This window comes from Achromobacter sp. ESBL13 (genome assembly GCF_036668755.1).
Classification (GTDB): Bacteria; Pseudomonadota; Gammaproteobacteria; order Burkholderiales; family Burkholderiaceae_B; genus Achromobacter.
In genome coordinates this window covers 184,347-201,166 of sequence record NZ_JAZEVT010000004.1, presented here as the reverse complement: position 1 = coordinate 201,166, position 16,820 = coordinate 184,347, and the positions used below count along the sequence as shown (strand labels likewise).

At 66.8% G+C, this 16,820-nt stretch carries 15 protein-coding genes; 6 read left to right on the top strand and 9 right to left on the bottom strand.

Annotated features, from left to right (window positions below):
• Positions 1-20: 20 nt before the first annotated feature.
• From V6F88_RS17690 to V6F88_RS17655, 8 genes are all read right to left on the bottom strand, one after another.
• Positions 21-1,427: an amidase gene (locus tag V6F88_RS17690; protein ID WP_332611083.1), complete on the bottom strand. Its 1,407-nt coding sequence runs from the start codon at positions 1,425-1,427 to the stop codon at positions 21-23.
• On the bottom strand, positions 1,424-2,422 hold the full coding sequence (locus V6F88_RS17685) for an ABC transporter ATP-binding protein (RefSeq protein ID WP_442880350.1): 999 nt from the start codon (positions 2,420-2,422) through the stop codon (positions 1,424-1,426). The genes V6F88_RS17690 and V6F88_RS17685 overlap by 4 nt, the downstream gene beginning before the upstream one ends.
• Before the next feature lie 11 nt (positions 2,423-2,433).
• A complete protein-coding gene (locus V6F88_RS17680) occupies positions 2,434-3,507 on the bottom strand; it encodes an ABC transporter ATP-binding protein (protein WP_332611079.1) in 1,074 nt (357 codons plus the stop codon).
• Between the two features lie 9 nt (positions 3,508-3,516).
• Positions 3,517-4,428 (bottom strand): ABC transporter permease, encoded by a 912-nt coding sequence (locus V6F88_RS17675; RefSeq protein ID WP_332611077.1) that lies wholly within the window; start codon positions 4,426-4,428, stop codon positions 3,517-3,519.
• A gap of 19 nt (positions 4,429-4,447) precedes the next feature.
• Positions 4,448-5,383 (bottom strand): ABC transporter permease, encoded by a 936-nt coding sequence (locus tag V6F88_RS17670; protein WP_332611075.1) that lies wholly within the window; start codon positions 5,381-5,383, stop codon positions 4,448-4,450.
• Positions 5,384-5,418: 35 nt separating this feature from the next.
• Positions 5,419-7,002, bottom strand: coding sequence for an ABC transporter substrate-binding protein (locus V6F88_RS17665; protein ID WP_332611073.1), 1,584 nt, complete (start codon positions 7,000-7,002; stop codon positions 5,419-5,421).
• A gap of 57 nt (positions 7,003-7,059) precedes the next feature.
• On the bottom strand, positions 7,060-8,499 hold the full coding sequence (locus tag V6F88_RS17660) for a M81 family metallopeptidase (RefSeq protein ID WP_332611072.1): 1,440 nt from the start codon (positions 8,497-8,499) through the stop codon (positions 7,060-7,062).
• A gap of 379 nt (positions 8,500-8,878) precedes the next feature.
• The gene (locus tag V6F88_RS17655) at positions 8,879-9,544 is read right to left on the bottom strand and encodes an IclR family transcriptional regulator (RefSeq protein WP_082134407.1); all 666 of its coding nucleotides are present in this window, start codon (positions 9,542-9,544) and stop codon (positions 8,879-8,881) included.
• A gap of 233 nt (positions 9,545-9,777) precedes the next feature.
• Here V6F88_RS17655 and V6F88_RS17650 point away from each other — a divergent pair, with 233 nt between their 5' ends.
• The 4 genes from V6F88_RS17650 to V6F88_RS17635 all read left to right on the top strand — a co-directional run bounded on the left by V6F88_RS17650 (position 9,778) and on the right by V6F88_RS17635 (position 13,279).
• Positions 9,778-10,746, top strand: coding sequence for a Bug family tripartite tricarboxylate transporter substrate binding protein (locus tag V6F88_RS17650; protein ID WP_332611070.1), 969 nt, complete (start codon positions 9,778-9,780; stop codon positions 10,744-10,746).
• A 77-nt stretch (positions 10,747-10,823) separates the two neighbouring features.
• A complete protein-coding gene (locus V6F88_RS17645; RefSeq protein WP_332611069.1) occupies positions 10,824-11,507 on the top strand; it encodes an RraA family protein in 684 nt (227 codons plus the stop codon).
• Positions 11,504-12,451, top strand: a complete 948-nt coding sequence (locus V6F88_RS17640) for an NAD(P)-dependent oxidoreductase (protein ID WP_332611066.1) — start codon at positions 11,504-11,506, stop codon at positions 12,449-12,451. The genes V6F88_RS17645 and V6F88_RS17640 overlap by 4 nt, the downstream gene beginning before the upstream one ends.
• Before the next feature lie 81 nt (positions 12,452-12,532).
• Complete coding sequence (locus V6F88_RS17635) at positions 12,533-13,279, top strand: hypothetical protein (protein ID WP_332611064.1); 747 nt, start codon at positions 12,533-12,535, stop codon at positions 13,277-13,279.
• 64 nt (positions 13,280-13,343) lie between these two features.
• Here the strand turns inward: V6F88_RS17635 and V6F88_RS17630 are convergent, their stop codons facing one another.
• Entirely contained in the window at positions 13,344-14,267 is a 924-nt protein-coding gene (locus V6F88_RS17630) for a LysR family transcriptional regulator (protein WP_332611063.1), read from the bottom strand.
• Between the two features lie 134 nt (positions 14,268-14,401).
• Here V6F88_RS17630 and V6F88_RS17625 point away from each other — a divergent pair, with 134 nt between their 5' ends.
• Both V6F88_RS17625 and V6F88_RS17620 read left to right on the top strand, forming a co-directional pair.
• On the top strand, positions 14,402-15,820 hold the full coding sequence (locus V6F88_RS17625; protein WP_332611062.1) for a D-serine ammonia-lyase: 1,419 nt from the start codon (positions 14,402-14,404) through the stop codon (positions 15,818-15,820).
• Positions 15,821-15,822: 2 nt separating this feature from the next.
• Complete coding sequence (locus V6F88_RS17620; protein ID WP_332611061.1) at positions 15,823-16,809, top strand: Bug family tripartite tricarboxylate transporter substrate binding protein; 987 nt, start codon at positions 15,823-15,825, stop codon at positions 16,807-16,809.
• Positions 16,810-16,820 lie beyond the last annotated feature (11 nt).

Sequence of the window (16,820 nt, the reverse complement as noted above, 5' to 3'; positions counted from 1 at the left end):
TGACCACCGCCGAACACGAGTCACCCGCAGCGGCCCTGGTCAAAATCCCGCGCCGCGCGCAGCAACCGCGCTTCGCTGCCCGCCGCGCCCAGCAGTTCCAGGCCAACCGGTATGCCGCTCGGCGTGAAGCCGATGGGCAGGCTCAATGCGGGCAAGCCGGTAACCGAAGCCAGCAGGCCGTTGCCGCCGGTCTGTGCTTCGCCTAGTTGCACCGGGCCACCCCGTACGCTGGGATACACCAGCATATCCAGGTTGCCGGACGCCATGGCTGCGAGGACCTCGGCGCGAATTGCCCCGGCGCGGACCCGCGTTGCCTGACGGGCGCTGCCGTCCACATCCCGCATCGCATTGCGTTCGCGCAACACCGTCATGACTTCCGGATGCGGGTAGGCGCCGTCCAGGATGTCGCCCAGGCTGCGCACCGGCAAGCCGGCGTCACGCAGGCACTGCGCCAGCGCGTCACGAAATTCGTAGCCCGTGACGTTGGCGGCGGAAAGGCGTGCGTCGTCGATGGGCAGCGCCGCCTGCCGCACCGTCGCACCGGCCCCCTGCCAGCGCGCCAATGCGGCCAGCACGTGCGCGGATACTTCCCGCTGCGCCGCGGCGCCGCCGAACAAGGCATTGACGGTGCCGACCCGCCAGTCGCTACGCTTCGGTTGCGACGCCGCATCCCCGTCGTCGCGGCCCGCCATGACCGACCACAGAATTTCCAGATCATCCACACAGCGCGCCATGGGGCCTACCGTGTCCAGCGTGGGCGACAGGGGCACCACGCCGGACGTGTCGCATCGCCCCGCCGTGGGCCGCAACCCCAGCACCTGGTTGAACGCCGCCGGGATGCGGATGGAGCCGCTGGTGTCGCTGCCGATGGCGGCCGCCGCAAAGCTGGATGCCACGGCCACCGCGCTGCCGCCGCTGGACCCGCCCGGGACGCGCGTGGGGTCATAGGCGTTGCGCGTGCGGCCGGACATCGACGACACATTGGTGATGCCGCAGGCCAGCTCGTGCATGGTCGTTTTGCCCAGCACGATTGCGCCTGCTTCGCGCAAGCGCCGCACCACGTCGGCGTCCTGCCTGGGCAGGCGCTGCGCCAAGGCGCGCGAGCCTGCGGTGGCCGGCATGCCAACCGCGTCGATGTTGTCCTTGAACAGCAGCGGCACGCCGTGCAGCGGCCCCCGCACCACACCCGCGCGGCGCTCGGCATCGCTCAAGGCGGCCTGGCGGGCCGCCTCCGGGTTCAAGCAGATAAGCGCGTTTAGCGCCGGCCCCGCCTGGTCGTACGCCGCAATGCGCGCTTGATACGCGCGCAACAGATCGACGGCCGTCAAGCGCCCCGCCGCCATCGCCGCCTGCAACGCGGCGATAGGTTGCCCGAACACCGCGTCATCGCCAGGCAGCGGCCCGGCCAGCAACCGCGGCGTGCTCATCGGAAATGGCACGCCACCCATTGCTGGCCGGTGGCCGACGCCACGGGCCGTTCCGTCAGCGCGGGTTGCGTCTCGCGGCAGATCGGTTGCGCCAGCGGGCAGCGCGTATGAAAGCGACAGCCGCTGGGCGGGTTCGCGGGGCTGGGCGGGTCGCCTTGCAACAGCTTGCGCTGCGCGGGCTTGTGCGGATTGGGCACCGGCACGGCCGACAGCAGGATCTCGGTGTACGGATGCCGAGGCTGCGAGAACAAGGTGTCGCGGTCGGCCACTTCGACGATGCGGCCCAGGTACATCACCGCCACGCGATGGCTGATGTGACGCACCACGGCAAGGTCATGCGCCACGAACAGATAGGCGATGCCCATCTCTTGTTGCAGGTCCATCAGCAGGTTGATGACCTGCGCCTGCACCGATACGTCCAGCGCGGACACGGGCTCGTCGCAGACGATCAGCTTGGGCCGCAGCGCCAACGCGCGCGCAATGCCCAGGCGCTGGCGTTGCCCGCCCGAGAATTCATGCGGGAATTTCTTCATGGCTTCGGGGCGCAGGCCGACCTTGTCGAACAGCCACGCCAGCTCGTCCACGCGTGCGCGGCCGCCCGACATCGGGTAGTTGCGCAGCGGCTCGCCCACGATATCGCCCGCCGTCATGCGCGGGTTCAAGGACGCATAGGGGTCCTGAAAGATGATCTGCATGTCGCGACGCCGGTTGCGCATCTGCTGCGGCGTCAGCGCCAGGATTTCTTCGCCTTCCAGCTTGACGGAACCCGACGTGGGCTGAATCAGCCGCAACACCGACTTGCCGGTAGTGGTCTTGCCGCAGCCTGACTCGCCGACTAGCGCCAGCGTCTCGCCACGGGCCACGCTGAACGACACGCCGTCTACCGCCTGGACGACTTTACGGCGCGGCTTGAACCAGCCGCCCGCGCCGGGGTAGTGCATTTTCAGGTCGCGCACGTCCAGCAACGGTGCCGTCGATGCAACAACAGGCGGCATGGGATGGGCGCTCATGCTTGAACTCCGTTCAGCGTGGCGCCGGGCGCCACGGCAGTTGCGGCCAGGAGGCCGGGTTGCGCCGCCACGCGCGCCACTTCATGGCAAGCCACCACATGATCGGCGCCATGCGTAGATAGCTCGGGCGCCTCAACGTGGCAGCGCGGCGTGGCGTAGGTGCAGCGCGGCGCAAAGCTACAGCCTTTGCCCAGTTCGCTGGGCGCGGGCACCATGCCGGGAATTTCGGCCAGGCGTTGCGTGGCGGCGTTCATGGACGGCATCGACCCCATCAGCGCGCGGGTGTACGGATGCAAGGGACGGTCGAACAGTTCCGTTACCGGCGCCTCTTCCACCTTGCGGCCGGCGTACATCACCGCCACGCGGTCGCAGCATTCCGCCACCACGCCCAGGTCGTGCGTGATCAACACAATGCCCATGCCCAGCGTCTTTTGCAGGTTGCGCAGCAGATCCACGATCTGCGCCTGGATGGTCACATCCAGCGCGGTAGTGGGCTCGTCGGCAATCAGCACTTCGGGGTTGCAGGCCAGCGCCAGCGCGATCATCACGCGCTGACGCATGCCGCCGGACAGTTGATACGGGTATTCGTGCACGCGGCGTTCGGGCTCGGCAATCTGCACCAGGCGCAGCATCTCTTCGGCACGACGGTAGGCGTCGCGGCGGTTCAGCTTCTGATGCACCATGACCGTCTCGGCAATCTGCCTGCCCACGGTCAGCACCGGGTTCAGCGACGTCATCGGTTCTTGAAAAATCATCGAGATCCGGTTGCCTCGGATCTGGCGCATCTGCTTTTCCGTGAGGCTGAGCAGGTCAGTGCCGCGATAGCGAATCTGCCCGCCCGCAAAGCGTCCGGGCGGCGTCGGCACCAGCCGCAGAATGGACAGCGCCGTCACGCTCTTGCCGCAGCCGGACTCACCGACCACGCCCAGCGTGCGGCCCGCACGCACCTGATACGACACGCCGTCCACCGACCGGACGGTGCCCGAGACGGTATCGAAATAGGTGCGCAGGTTGTCGACTTCAAGCAGCACGTCGCCAGGGGCAACGGCGTTGGCGGGGGATAGGGCCATGGCGTCCTCCTAGCGTTGATTGGTCAGGCGCGGGTCCAGCGCATCGCGCAGGCCATCGCCCATCAGGTTGATGGCCAGCACGGTGATGGCCAGCAGAATGCCGGGGTAAAGAATGGTGTAGAAGGCCACCGCCACGTAGTTGCGTGCGTCGGCCATCATGTTGCCCCAGCTGGGCACCTGGGCCGGCACGCCCACGCCCAGGAACGACAGCACGGCTTCCGTCAACACGGCGGTGGCGGCGATGAAGGTGGCCTGCACTACCAGCGGCGTCACCATGTTGGGCAGCACATGCCGGCGCAGAATCACCGGCAGGCGCGTGCCGATGGCATGCGCCGCCTCGACGTACAGCTGCTCGCGCAGCGTCAACGCCAGCGAGCGCACCAGCCGCACCACGCGCGGCACCTGCGGAATCGCGATGGCGATGATGACCGTTGTCAGGCTGGCGCGAATGACGGCCATCAACGCAATGGCCAGCAGGATGTCGGGAATGGCCATCATGCCGTCCATGATGCGCATGATGATGGCGTCGGCCCAGCGGACAAAGCCCGCCAGCAGCCCCAGCACCACGCCGACCAGGCTGGCCACCAACGCCACCACGATGGCCACGACCAGCGACACGCGCCCGCCCCACACCACGCGGCTGAACACGTCGCGGCCCATCGCGTCCGTGCCGAAGTAATGCTGGGCCGAAGGCGGTTTCAGGCGCTGCAAGGGGTTGATGGTGACGGGGTTGTGCGTGGCGATCCACGGCGCGGCGATCGACAGGCCCGCCACGATCAGCAGCAGCACCAGGCCGATGATCAATGTGGGGTGCTTGCGCACCCAACGCCAGCGCCGGCCGCTGGTCGTCAGGGCCTCGTGCAGCAGGATGGGGGCAGCGGGCACGGCGGGCGCGTTGGAAGAAATCAAATTTTCTGACATGGCTCTATCCCGCGACGGCTCAATAACGGATACGCGGATCGAACAGCCGGTAGCTGAGGTCGATCAACAGATTGATCAGCACGTAGGCGCCCGCCGAAATCAGCAGCACGCTTTGGATGACGGGGTAGTCGTGGTGCTGGACAGCGTCGATCACCAGCCGCCCGATGCCTGGGATGGCGAACACGGTTTCGGTGACGACGACGCCGCCGATCAGCAAGGCAATGCCCACCCCCACGGTGGTGGCGATGGGAATGGCGGCGTTGCGCAACGCATGCTCCAGCACGGGTAGCACCGCCAGGCCCTTGGCGCGCGCCGTGCGGATGTAGTCTTCGTGCAGCACTTCGACAACGGTGGCCCGCGTCATGCGCGTGATCAGCGCGATGTACACCAGCGCCAGGTTGATGCACGGCAGCGTCAGGTTGCGCAGCCACGGCCCCACACCGTTGGACAGGCTGACATAGCCCTGCACCGGCAGCCATTGCAGCTTGACCGCAAAACCGTAGATCAGCAGATAGCCCACGAGGAATACCGGCAGCGAAAACGCCAGCACCGAAAACAGCATGACCAGGCGATCGATCCAGGTGCCGGCGCGATAGGCGGCCAACACGCCCAGCGGCACCGCCACCAGGATCGACACCAGCATGGTGATGGCAGCGATGGACAACGTGGGCTCGACCCGCTGCGACAGCAGTTGCGTCACGGGCACTTGCGTGAAGATCGACGTGCCCAGGTCGCCTTGCATCAGCTTGGCGGCCCACAGGCCGAACTGCCGCCACAAGGGCTCGTCCAGACCCAGCGCGGTGTGCAGCTTGGCGATGTCCTCGGCGGTGGCGAAGTCCCCGGCGATCAGCGCCGCCGGGTCGCCGGGCGACAGGTGGATCAGCAGAAACACGATCACTGCCACCACCGCCATGACGGGCACGATGGCAAGCACGCGCCGAATGATGTAGCCCATAGTTGTCTCGCGTATCGGTAACGGCGGCCGCTGGATTACTTGTCCAGCACCCAGAGGTTCGGCAGGCTCCAGATCTTGTCCGCGTTCTTCAGGCTGTTATGCGCGGCGAATGCCCGCGAATACTGGCCGATGGAAATGACGGGGAAGACCTCATACGCCCGTTCCTGGAACAGATCCAGCACACGCTTGCGCTCGTCTGAACTGGTGGCGGCAATCCACTGTTCGCGCAGTTCGTCCAGCTTCTTGTCGCACGGCCAGCCCGGCAGGCTGTTGCCGCACACGGCGCCCAGATAGGTGTTGCTGATGGGCGAGTCCACGTTGAACTCGGACGCGGCCGACAGAAAGATGTTCCAGCCGCCCTTGTCCGGCGTTTCCTTGCGGGCACGGCGTGCGGTCAGCGTGGCCCAGTCCATCGATTGGATGTCCAGGTTGACGCCGATGTCCTGCAAGGCCTGGATGGCGACCAGCGTCGCGGAATTTAAATAGGCCTGGTCGGTCGGCAACAGGATGGCAAGTTTTTCGCCCTTGTAGCCGGCTTCGGCCAATAGCTTCTTGGCCAGCGCCGGGTCCGGCTTGGCGTAAGGCGCCGCGCCCGCCGTGCTGTCGTTGGGGCCGCCGCAGATGAAGACCGTGGCGCAGTACTTCATGCGCAGGTCGTCCGGGTAACCCATGGCCGCCGTGAACTTGTCCTGATCCACCAGATGCGCCACCGCCTGACGCGCCTTCGGGTTATCAAACGGCGGCATGGACTGGTTCAGAATGATGTAGCCCTGCGCGCGCTCCATCACCCCGATCTTGACGTTCTTGTTGGCCCTCAGCGCGTCGATGTAGTCGGCGGGCGCTTGCTCGATCATGTCCACTTCGCCGTTGGTCAGTGCGGCGGTGGCGCTGTTGGAGTCCGGCAGCACGCGCCATTCCACGCGCGGGATATGCGGCGTCTTGTCGCCGGCCAGCCCGTCGGCCGCCATCTTCGGACCGATGTAGTGCGGGTTCTTTTCGAACACGATCTTGCTGCCCGGCACCCATTCATCGCGCTTGAACACATAGGGGCCAGAGCCCACCACTTCGGTCAGCGGCTTGGTTGCCGGCTGCGACGCCAGGCGCTTGGGCAGGATGAAGGCGGGGTAGCTGGACACCTTGGCCAGGCCGTCCAGCACCAGGTCAAAGGGCTGGTTCAGCGTCAGCTTGAAGCGGCTGGCGTCCAGCGCTTCCCACTTGCCGCCCGCGCGCGTGATGGCTTGCCCGATGTTGTCGCGCGCGGACCAGCGTTGCAGCGATGCAATCACATCTTCCGTCGTGACGGGCTGGCCGTCGCTGAATTTCAAGCCGGGCAGAAGCGTGAAGGTCCACGTCTTCTTGTCGTCGCTGGCCTCGTACTTTTCGACCATCTGCGGTTGCGGCTTGCTGTGCGTGTCCATTGCGAACAGCGTGTCGTACACCATGTAGCCAAAATTGCGCGTGATGTAGGCGGTGGTGAAGGTGGGGTCCAGCACCTTCAAATCGGCGTGCGGCACGATGCGCAGGGTCTTGGCCGGTTGCGCGCTTGCCGGCGCGGCGCCCAAGGTGCAGGCCAGGCCCAGCGTGGCGGTGGAGATCAGGCAAAGCAGGCGGTTTTTCATCGCACTAGGTTCCCGTCATAAAAGTGGATTTGCCGACGGCCATGCGCCGGCAGGATCTTAAAGCGGCCACTTCGGCAGCCGGATGTTGCGATACGTCAGCGTCTTCCAATCCGGCGTCGCTACGCCCTTGCCGCCCACATAGATGATGTGGCGGGCCACCTTCGAGAACGAGGCATGGAAATGCTGCGCGGACTTGACCACCACGATCTTGAAGGCTGATAAATCGCAGCCCAGCTGTGTGAACAAATCCATGTTGATGGCTTGGTTGCGCACGGAGGTCAGCACGATCTGTACGCCCTGGGCCTGCACCAATACGCAGTCGCCCATCGGCGCCGGCGCGCCTGACAGGCCCGTCATCACCAGTTCTGCCTTCACGGCAAGAACGGTGCAACGCAGGTCGACCGGATCACCGGACAAGGGGCCGACCTTGCCGCCAATGCGCAGGGCCAGCTCGGCGCCCACGCCCGCGTCGAACGCGATGCGCGCGGCCACCGGGTCCCACATCGGTCCCAGCGCCACATTCGTCACGCCTCGTTCAAGCACGCGTTGCAGCACGAAGGTGGCGTCGCCGGGCGCGCCACTGCCCGGGTTGTCGGGGCGGTCGGCCAACACCACCGGGCCGCCGTCAAACGCCAAGGCCTCATCCAGCGCTTCGTCCACGCTGCGGTACGGCACCATCAGATCCTCGCGCATGCCGATTAATTCATCGGCCAGCTTGCGCGCCAGTGCTTGAGCGGCGGCGGCATCGCCATCGGCGTAGACCAGCACCTTGGTGCCCATCTCGGGCACGTCGCCCGTGGCGAAGCCTTGCGCGGCCGATATCGACAGGATGCCGTCGCGCCCTTCCCGCGCCTTGATCCGGCTGACAAAGCCACGCGCCGGTTCGCGCGTGGTGTGCATGGGCACGATCATCTGGCAATCGACCAGCGCCGCGACCGGACGCGTGCGGCCCGCATGCGCGTCCAGGCACAGGGCCAGCAGGTCTTCGGCGCGTTCGCGGATGTCGGTGTGCGGATATTCCTTGAACAGCGCCAGCACCGTGGCCTGTTCGACCATCAGTGGCGTCAGGTGCGCATGTGGGTCCAGTTCGGCGCCCACCGTGACGCTGGGGCCGACCAGTTCACGGACGCGGCGCAGGATGTCGCCTTCGCAATCGTCATAGCCGTCGGCCACCATCGCGCCGTGCAGGCCCAACAACACCATATCCACCGGCATCGCGGCGCGCAGGTCGGCCAGGATCTGGTCGCGCAAGCTCTCGTAGGCGGCCCGCGTGGTGATGCCGCCGGGCTGCGCGGACGCCACCAGGCCGTCCACCAGGGTCCAACCCGCTTCGCGGCCTTGCAAGCGCGCCACGAAAAGCGGCGCACCGGCGAAGGTGACGGAATCGGGATGCGTGCCGGCCGGGTAGTAGTCGCGTTCCTGAAAGGCCGCAAGGCTGGTGGGCATGGGTGCGAAGGTGTTGGTCTCGGTGCCCAGACCGGCGCAGAAGACCTTCATGGCTGCGCTCCCGGACAGGCTGGCGCAAGCGCCACGGCAGCCGTGGCGTTCCGGTAAGACGTCATCATTTCCCCTTGTATAGGCCGGCTATATCGTCAGCACCCGTGTGTTCGGCATGGCGCTGCGTTCCGTAAGCGGATGATCGGCGGCACACCGGCGCGGCACAAATAGCTAACGTGGGCCTATGGATAACCCAAGGTTATGGTGTGCGGGTCTTTGCCGTGATAACGCAGGGAAAGCGCCGTTCACGCGCACTGCCGCTAGGGAAAACGATAGGGCAGCAAAGCCGGGCCGGGCCGGGCCGCACACATATCGCAAGGTTATGCACGGCGCGCGAATTGCCTCGCGAAAAGCCGCGCGCGCCGCCGTGCCGCGCGCCCTAACCCGCGCCGCCTTGCCGCGCGCCCATCATCGAACGTGACAGCCGGCTGGCCGTGGAAAGAATGGCTTCTTTGTGGCCCAGCAATACCGCTTCGTTCAAGCGCGAGATCGGGCCCGAGATGCAGATCGCGCCCAGCAAGGTCCAGTTGATGCCGTAGACCGGCGCTGAAATGCTGGAGACTTCGGCGTCGCGCTCGCCCAGCGAAATCATGTAGCCGGCGCGTCGCACGGCCTCGTATTCGTCGCCCGCTTCGCCTGAAAACGCCAGCAGCACGCGGCCGGGGCTGCCCAGGTTCAGCGGCAATGCCGCGCCCACCCGCACGTGGTGGCGGATGGACTTGGGGCCTTCGACACGCGCCATGCAGATGCGCTGATTGCCCTCGCGCACATAGAACGTGGCGCTTTCTCCCGTAGCGCCAGACAGCTCGCGCAGCACGGGCTGCACCAATTCCTGCACGTTGAAGGTTGCCTGGTAGCACGCGCCCAGCCAACCGGCCGCGCGCGCCAGCCGCCACGTGCCGTCCGGCCGCTGGGCCAGGTAGTCATCCATGGCCAGCGTGCGCGCCAGGCGCAGCACGGTGGATCGATGGCAGCCCGTGCGGCGGCTCAGTTCCGCCAGTGTCAGATGGGCGTCGTCCACGCCGAAGGCTTCGAGGATGCGCATGGCGCGCCGGACGGCAACCACCCCTTCCTCGGCGCCGCCGGCGTCGTTTTCTGCTTGCAGGCTTTCGTTGCCGTCATTGCGATTGCCGTCATTGCCGTCGTCGTTCACGCCTCGCCCCTTTGTCCGTTCCGTTGACCGCTATACGAAACGTGTTTCGTACTGCGAACCTGGATTGTATTGTGCGGAACACACTCGCACAATGCGCGGATCAAAACAACGACTGGAGACAAATCATGAAAGTCATTGCGCGCGTGTTGTCGGGCCTGGCGCTCGTCTGCGTGGCGGGTATCAGCGCCGCCCAGGGCTACCCCGACAAACCCATCCGCCTGATCGTCCCCTTCCCGCCCGGAGGGGGCACCGACGTGCTGGCCCGCGAGGCGGCACTGAAGGTGGCCAAAAACACCGGCTGGAACATCGTCACGGAAAACCGCCCGGGGTCCGGCGGCAATATCGGCGTGGACGCGGTGGCGAAGTCGGCGGCAGACGGCTATTCGCTGGTGCTGGGCCAGACCAGCAACCTGGCCATCAACCCCACGCTGTACGCCAAGCTGCCCTACGACCCCGAGAAAGACCTGTCCGCCATCGGCCTGATCGCCGACGCGCCGCTCGTCTTGGTGGTGCCGGCCAACTCGCCGTTGACATCGTTCAAGGACATGATCGCCGCCGCGCGCGCCAAGCCAGAAGCACTGAACTACGCCAGCTCGGGCAATGGCACCGTGGCTCACCTGGCCGCCGTGCAGTTGCAGAACGCCGCCGGCATCAAGCTGACGCACGTGCCGTACAAGGGCGCCGCCCAGGCGTCCAACGATTTGATCGGCGGGCAGATCGATATGTACCTGTCGTCGGTGCCCACGCTGATCGGCCACGTGCGCAACGGCAAGATGCGCGCGCTGGCGGTGACCTCGGCGCAACGCGTGCCCGACATGCCTGACGTGCCCACCATCGCCGAAAGCGGCTACCCCGGCTTCGAGGCCGTGACGTGGTTCGGCCTGGCCGCGCCGGCCGGCGTGCCCCAGGACATCGTGCAGCGCCTGAATGCGGAATTCAACAAGGCGCTGCAAGCCCAAGACCTGACCGTGAAATACCAGGAACAAGGCGCGCGCGTGCTGACCAGCACGCCGGAACAGTTCGCCAAGCTGATCCATGACGACCGCATCCGCTGGGGAAAGATCGTGAAGGACTCCGGCGCCCGCGTCGAGTAAGCCCCGGGGGGCCCCAGGGCGCCCCGTCCGGCAAGAAAACCCGCATTCAACATCGTCTGCTTTAGACAGGAATTCCCATGGCAAACCCCGACATCATCAAAGACTTTCCCCGCGTTCCGGCCGACATCGTGCGCCGCGCCGCGTCGTTGCAGCCCGCCATCCTGGCCGATGTGGCGGGACGCCGTGGTGCGCTCAGTGGCCGCATCCGGCCGCTGGAGGCCGGCATGAAGCTGGCCGGCACCGCGTTCACCGTCGAGGTCCGGCCCGGCGACAACCTGATGATTCACGCGGCCATCTCGCTGGCCAAGCCCGGCGACGTGCTGGTGATCGACGGCAAGGGCGACCTGAGCGCGGCGCTGATGGGCACCATCATGATGACCGCCTGCCGCCAGTTGGGCATTGCCGGCGTGGTCATCGACGGCGCGGCGCGCGACACCACTGAAATCATCGAGATGGGCTATCCAGTGTTCGCGGCAGGCGCCAACCCCAACGGCCCGACCAAGAACGTGCCCGGCCGCATCGGCCACCCCGTATCGGTGGGCGGCGTAACCGTCAACGCGGGCGACTTCATCATTGGCGACGCTGACGGCGTGGTGGTCGTGGAACGCGAAAAAATCGAAGCCCTGCTGCCCGCCGCCGAAAAGAAGGTGCGCGACGAAGCGGCCCGCATCGCCGCCATCCAGGCCGGCGACACCGAAGCCAAGTGGTTGACGGCCGCGCTGCGCAGCGCCGGCGTGCTGAAGGAAGGAGAGGCGCTGTGACTTCACCTGCTTCGCACAAACCGGCGCTTGTCGTTACCGCCGCCGACCTGGCCCCCGACGCCCTGACGCTGCTGGACGGGTTCAACATCGTTTACGCGGGCAAGACGCCGTCGGAAGATGACATCGTGGCGCTGTGCCGCCAGCATGATCCGGTGGCCATCATCGTGCGCTACAGCAAGGTCGGCGCCGCCGCGATGGACGCCGCGCCGTCCTTGCGCGTGATCTCCAAGCACGGCAGCGGCACCGACACCATCGACAAAACCGCCGCCGCGCAACGCGGCATCGAGGTGGTGGCGGCGGCAGGCGCGAACGCGGCCGCCGTGGCCGAGCAGGCCTTGGCGCTGCTGCTGGCCTGCGCCAAGTCGGTGGTGGCGCTGGATGCACGCATGCGCGCCGGCCATTGGGACAAGGCCACGCACAAGAGCGTGGAGCTGGAGGGCAAGACGATCGGCCTGATCGGGTTGGGCGCCATCGGCCGGCGCTTTGCGGCGATGGCGCACGGCATGAACATGCGCGTCATCGGCCACGACCCGTATGCGCAAGACCTGCCGCCCTATATCGAGGCCGTGCCGCTGTCACGCATCTGGCAGGAGTCCGATGCCGTGTCCTTGCACTGCCCGCTGACGAACGACAACCATCAACTGGTCAACGCCGACACGCTGGCGCAATGCCGCCCCGGCGTGATCCTGGTGAACACCGCGCGGGGCGGCCTGGTGGACGAAGCCGCGCTGCTGGCCGCCGTGCGTAGCGGTCAAGTGATGGCCGCCGGCCTGGACAGCTTTGCCGTCGAGCCCATGACGGCGGCACACCCGTTTCAACAGGAACCCCGCATCCTGCTCAGCCCGCACATCGGCGGCGTGACCAGCGCGGCCTACGTGAACATGGGCGTGGCGGCGGCGCGCAACGTACTGGCGGTATTGGCCCGCAGCGCGGCGGCGGTTTAAGCCACGGCGCCGCGCGCGGACGAAGCCACGGCGCCGCGTGCGGTATAAACGAAGCCCATTTGTTTTCAAGCAGGCGCCGCCTTGTCGCAAACATTCAGTGCACGTCGATACTTCTCGGCCACGGCCGGCGCCATCCGTCATCAGGGGCGCGCCATGCTGGCCGCCGCGCCGTGGTCGTTGGCGGCGTTCCTGGTGTCGCTGCCCTTCGCCATCCTGGCCGCGTCGCTGGCCTGGACCGGTAGTGGGCTGTATTTGCTGCTGGCGCTGGTCAGCTTGATCGCGTTCGCGCGCGTGACGTTCGCCTGGCATCGCGTTGTGGTGCTGGGCGGCGGCGCCAACCCCGATGCGGCGCGCGGCGGCTCGGCCGAGGCGCGGCACTTGGTGGTGTTCGGCGTGCTGGTGCTGATCGTCGCGATACTCGCACGCGCTACGGGCGACCTGCCCTATGTGCTTTACATGATGATGAACGGGCCGGACACCAACGCGTTCCTTGCGGCATTGGCCGCGGCCGTGCTGGTGGTGTGGCTGCCGGTGCTGTATTGCGTGGCGGTGTTGGCCTTGAGCCTGCCGCGCACCGCCGTCACGGGCGACGCAGGCTTGCGCGGAATCCGCGCCGCCATGCCGTATCCGCGCTGGCCGCTGGTGTTGGCCCTGGCCGTGCTGGTCAGCCTGGGCGGCTTTGCCCACAGCGCGCTGACGGAGTATCTGCACTACGCCACGAATGAAGGGCTGTTGTGGACCGCCGTATATGTCGTGCTGTTCGCGGTGATGACGTTCGTGGCGGCGGCGATGGTGGCGGTGGCATATCGGGATGGTGTGGCGCGCTGATCCACGCATCGATCACCGCGCATCGATCACCACGCATCGATCACCACGCATCGATCACCACGCATCAGTCCACCACCCCGCCCTCGGATTCCAGCTGCGCGCGCAGGCTGGCGATGAACGCCTTGGCGGCCTCGGGCAGCACGCGCCCGGCCAGCGTCTGGACTTCAAAGTGGCGTTCGTTCATTTCGCGGTCGCGTAGCGGCACGGCCACCACCTGTTTGCCGCGCAGCCGATAGCGGATCGCCAGTTCCCCGCAGAACGCCACGCCGCCGCCCGCCCCCGCGAACGCCACCAGCGCATCGACGCTGCGGCTGGAGAACACGGGTTCGCACTGCAACTGCTGGCGGCTGCAACTGATGTCGATCAATTGCCGCAGCGTGGAATCGGCGTCGGGCAACGCCAGCGGATACGCCATCAATTGCGCCAGCGACACTTCGGATTGCACGGCCAAGGGATGGCCCGCCGCCACCACCGCGCGCACGGGCGCGGGCATGCGCAGTTCCACGCGCACGTCGCGGTGCGAGGTCAGGCTGAGCGTGATGCCGATATCGGCCGCGCCGTCGCGCACGCGAACCGGCACTTCGCGCTGTGAACACACGTCCAGCGTGAAGCGGATGCCCGCGTATTGCTTGCGAAATTCCGCGATGGCGGCGGGCACCACGTCATGCACGAACCCCTCGGTGCACACGACGCGCACCAGCCCCTGGCGCAGGCCGCGCAGGCTCATGATTTCGCCGGTCACACGGTCCACATCCTGCTGCGCGCGCTTGGCGTGCGCGGCCAGCAATTCGCCGGCGGCGTTCAGCGCCATGCCGCGCGAGCGGCGCTCGAACAGCAAGGTGCCCAGCTCGCGTTCCAGCCGGGCGATCTGGCGGCTGACGGCCGACGGCGCCACTTCCAGCCGCTCGGCCGCGACACTGACGGAGCCGCAACGCGCCACTTCCAGGAAGTAGCGCATGGCCATTTCTTGCAGGATCTGGGGGTTCATCGGGTTTGCCCTCGGTTTGCGCAAAACGCAACGGACAATTCTATCAATTCATATTGCAGCAACGCTAAGCACCAGCCTAGGATGTGACCGTTCGATGACGTCTTCTTGACGTCCCCCCTTAGGCAAGCGCAGTCATGATCCCGTCCCCCGCTTCTGTTTCGTCCCTTTCCTTGCAGGCGTTGCGCGCGGCGCGGCCCGTGCTGTGGACGCGTCCGGCCGTGGGGGTTGCCCCCGTTGCCGCGTCCGTTGCCGCGTCCGTGGCCGCGCCCGCCGTTGCGCCGTTCAGCCTGGCCGATGTGCAAGCCGCGCAGGACCGCTTCACGCGCTTCGCGCCGTTGCTGGCGCACCTATTTCCAGAGCTGCAAGCCACGGCCGGTGTCATCGAATCACCGTTGCTGCAAGCCGCCGCCATGCAGGGCGCGTTGGGCTTGCCCCACGCATCGGGGCGCTTGTGGATCAAGGCCGATCACGCGTTGCCCGTGGCGGGGTCGATCAAGGCGCGCGGCGGCATCCATGAAGTGCTGGAATTCGCTGAAAACCTGGCACTGGAACGCGGCCTGATCGCCCCCGGCGATAACTTCGTCAAGCTGGCCTCGCGCGAGGCCCGTGCCTGTTTCTCGGAATACCAGGTGGCCGTGGGCTCAACCGGCAACCTGGGTTTGTCCATCGGCGTGATTGCGTCGGCGTTGGGGTTTCGCGCTGCCGTGCACATGTCGGCCGATGCCAAGGAATGGAAAAAAACCCGGCTGCGTTCGCGCGGGGTCGAGGTGGTCGAACATCCTGGCGATTATGAAAAAGCCGTGGCGGCCGGACGCCGTCAGGTCGAAGCCGACCCCAAGGGTTACTTCGTGGACGACGAACGTTCGGCCTCGCTGTTCCTGGGCTATGCGGCCGCCGCGCTGGCGCTGCGCAACCAGATGGCGCAAGCCGGCATCGTGGTGGACGCCCAGCATCCGCTCTTCGTCTACCTGCCTTGCGGCGTGGGCGGCGCGCCCGGCGGCATCGCCTTTGGCTTGTCGTTGCTGTTCGGCGCGCACGTGCACTGCTTCTTTGCCGAGCCGGTCCAGTCGCCGTGCTTTCTGCTGCGCATGATGGCCGGCAATGGCCAACTGCCCGGCATGCCGGTGCCGCCGTCGGTTTATGACATTGGCCTGACGAATCAGACCGAGGCCGATGGCCTGGCCGTGCCGCGCGCGTCGGACCTGGCGTACGCCGCCGTGGGTGACCTGCTGGCCGGCGTCTACACGGTGGCTGACGACACCCTTTACGGTGACCTGGCGCGCTTGCATGACAGCGAAGGCCTACACATCGAGCCCTCGGCGGCAGCGGGCTTTTCCGGCCCGCGCCATCTGCTGGGCAGCGTCGCGGGCCAACAGTGGCTGCGCCGACGCGGCTTGCTGCCGCACCTGCCGCGCGCCACGCACCTGGCCTGGACCACGGGCGGGCTGTTTGTGCCGGCCGAAGAATATGAGCAATTCCTGAGCCGCGGGCAACGACTCGCGGCCGACCCTCAGGCGCCGACACAAGCGCCTTCTCTCCACCACTCTCGTTGAGCATGACCATGAAGACTGCCTTGATTGCCCTTGGTGTCACCCTGGCGGGCGCCCTTGCCGCCTCGGCCCCGGCCGCCGCCCAGACCGGCTATCCCACCCGCCCCGTCACCCTGGTGGTGCCCTTTCCGCCCGGTGGCGCCACCGACGTGCTTGGCCGCGTCATCGCGCAAAAGCTGGGCCAGGAACTGGGCCAGACCGTGGTGGTGGAAAACCGCGCGGGCGCGGGCACCGCGATCGGCGCCGGTTATGTGGCCAAGGCCGCGCCCGATGGCTACACACTGCTGGTCAGTTCGGGCACCACCTTCACGGTCAACCCCGCCATCCAGAACAAGCTTCCGTACGACCCGGTCAAGAGCTTCGAACCGCTGGGCATCGTCGGCCGCACCGGCCTGGCGCTGCTGGCCAACCCACAGGTGCCGGTCAAGGACCTGAAGGAACTGGTCGCCTACGCGAAGGCGCGCGACAAGGAACCGCCGGCTTACGGTTCGTTCGGCGCGGGCACCACCGCGCATTTCGTGGGCGAGGCCTTCCTGTCGGCGGCCGGCATCAAGATGATTCACGTGCCCTACAAGGGCAGCGCCCCCGCCATGACCGACCTGATCGGCGGCCAGATCCCGTTCTCGGTCGACACCGTGGCGGCCGCGCTGCCGCAAAGCAAGCAGGGCAAGGTGCGCGTGCTGGCGATCTCGGCCCCCACGCGTTCGGCCTTCCTGCCCGATGTACCGACCTTTGCCGAACAGGGCTACCCGTCGGTCGCCATGGATACGTGGTTGATGTTCACGGCGCCGCGCGGTTTGCCCGCCGACGTGAAGACCAAGCTTGAGACGGCCCTGCGCGCCACGGTGGCGTCGCCCGACGTGCGCAAGAGCCTGGAAGCGCAGGGCTTCGAAGCCGCGTTCTCCAGCGCGGCCGAAGGCGAAGCGCTGATCCAGAAGGAACTGCCGCAGATGCGCGACGTTGCGCAGCGCGCCAATATCAAAATCGATTGAAGGAAGTATTC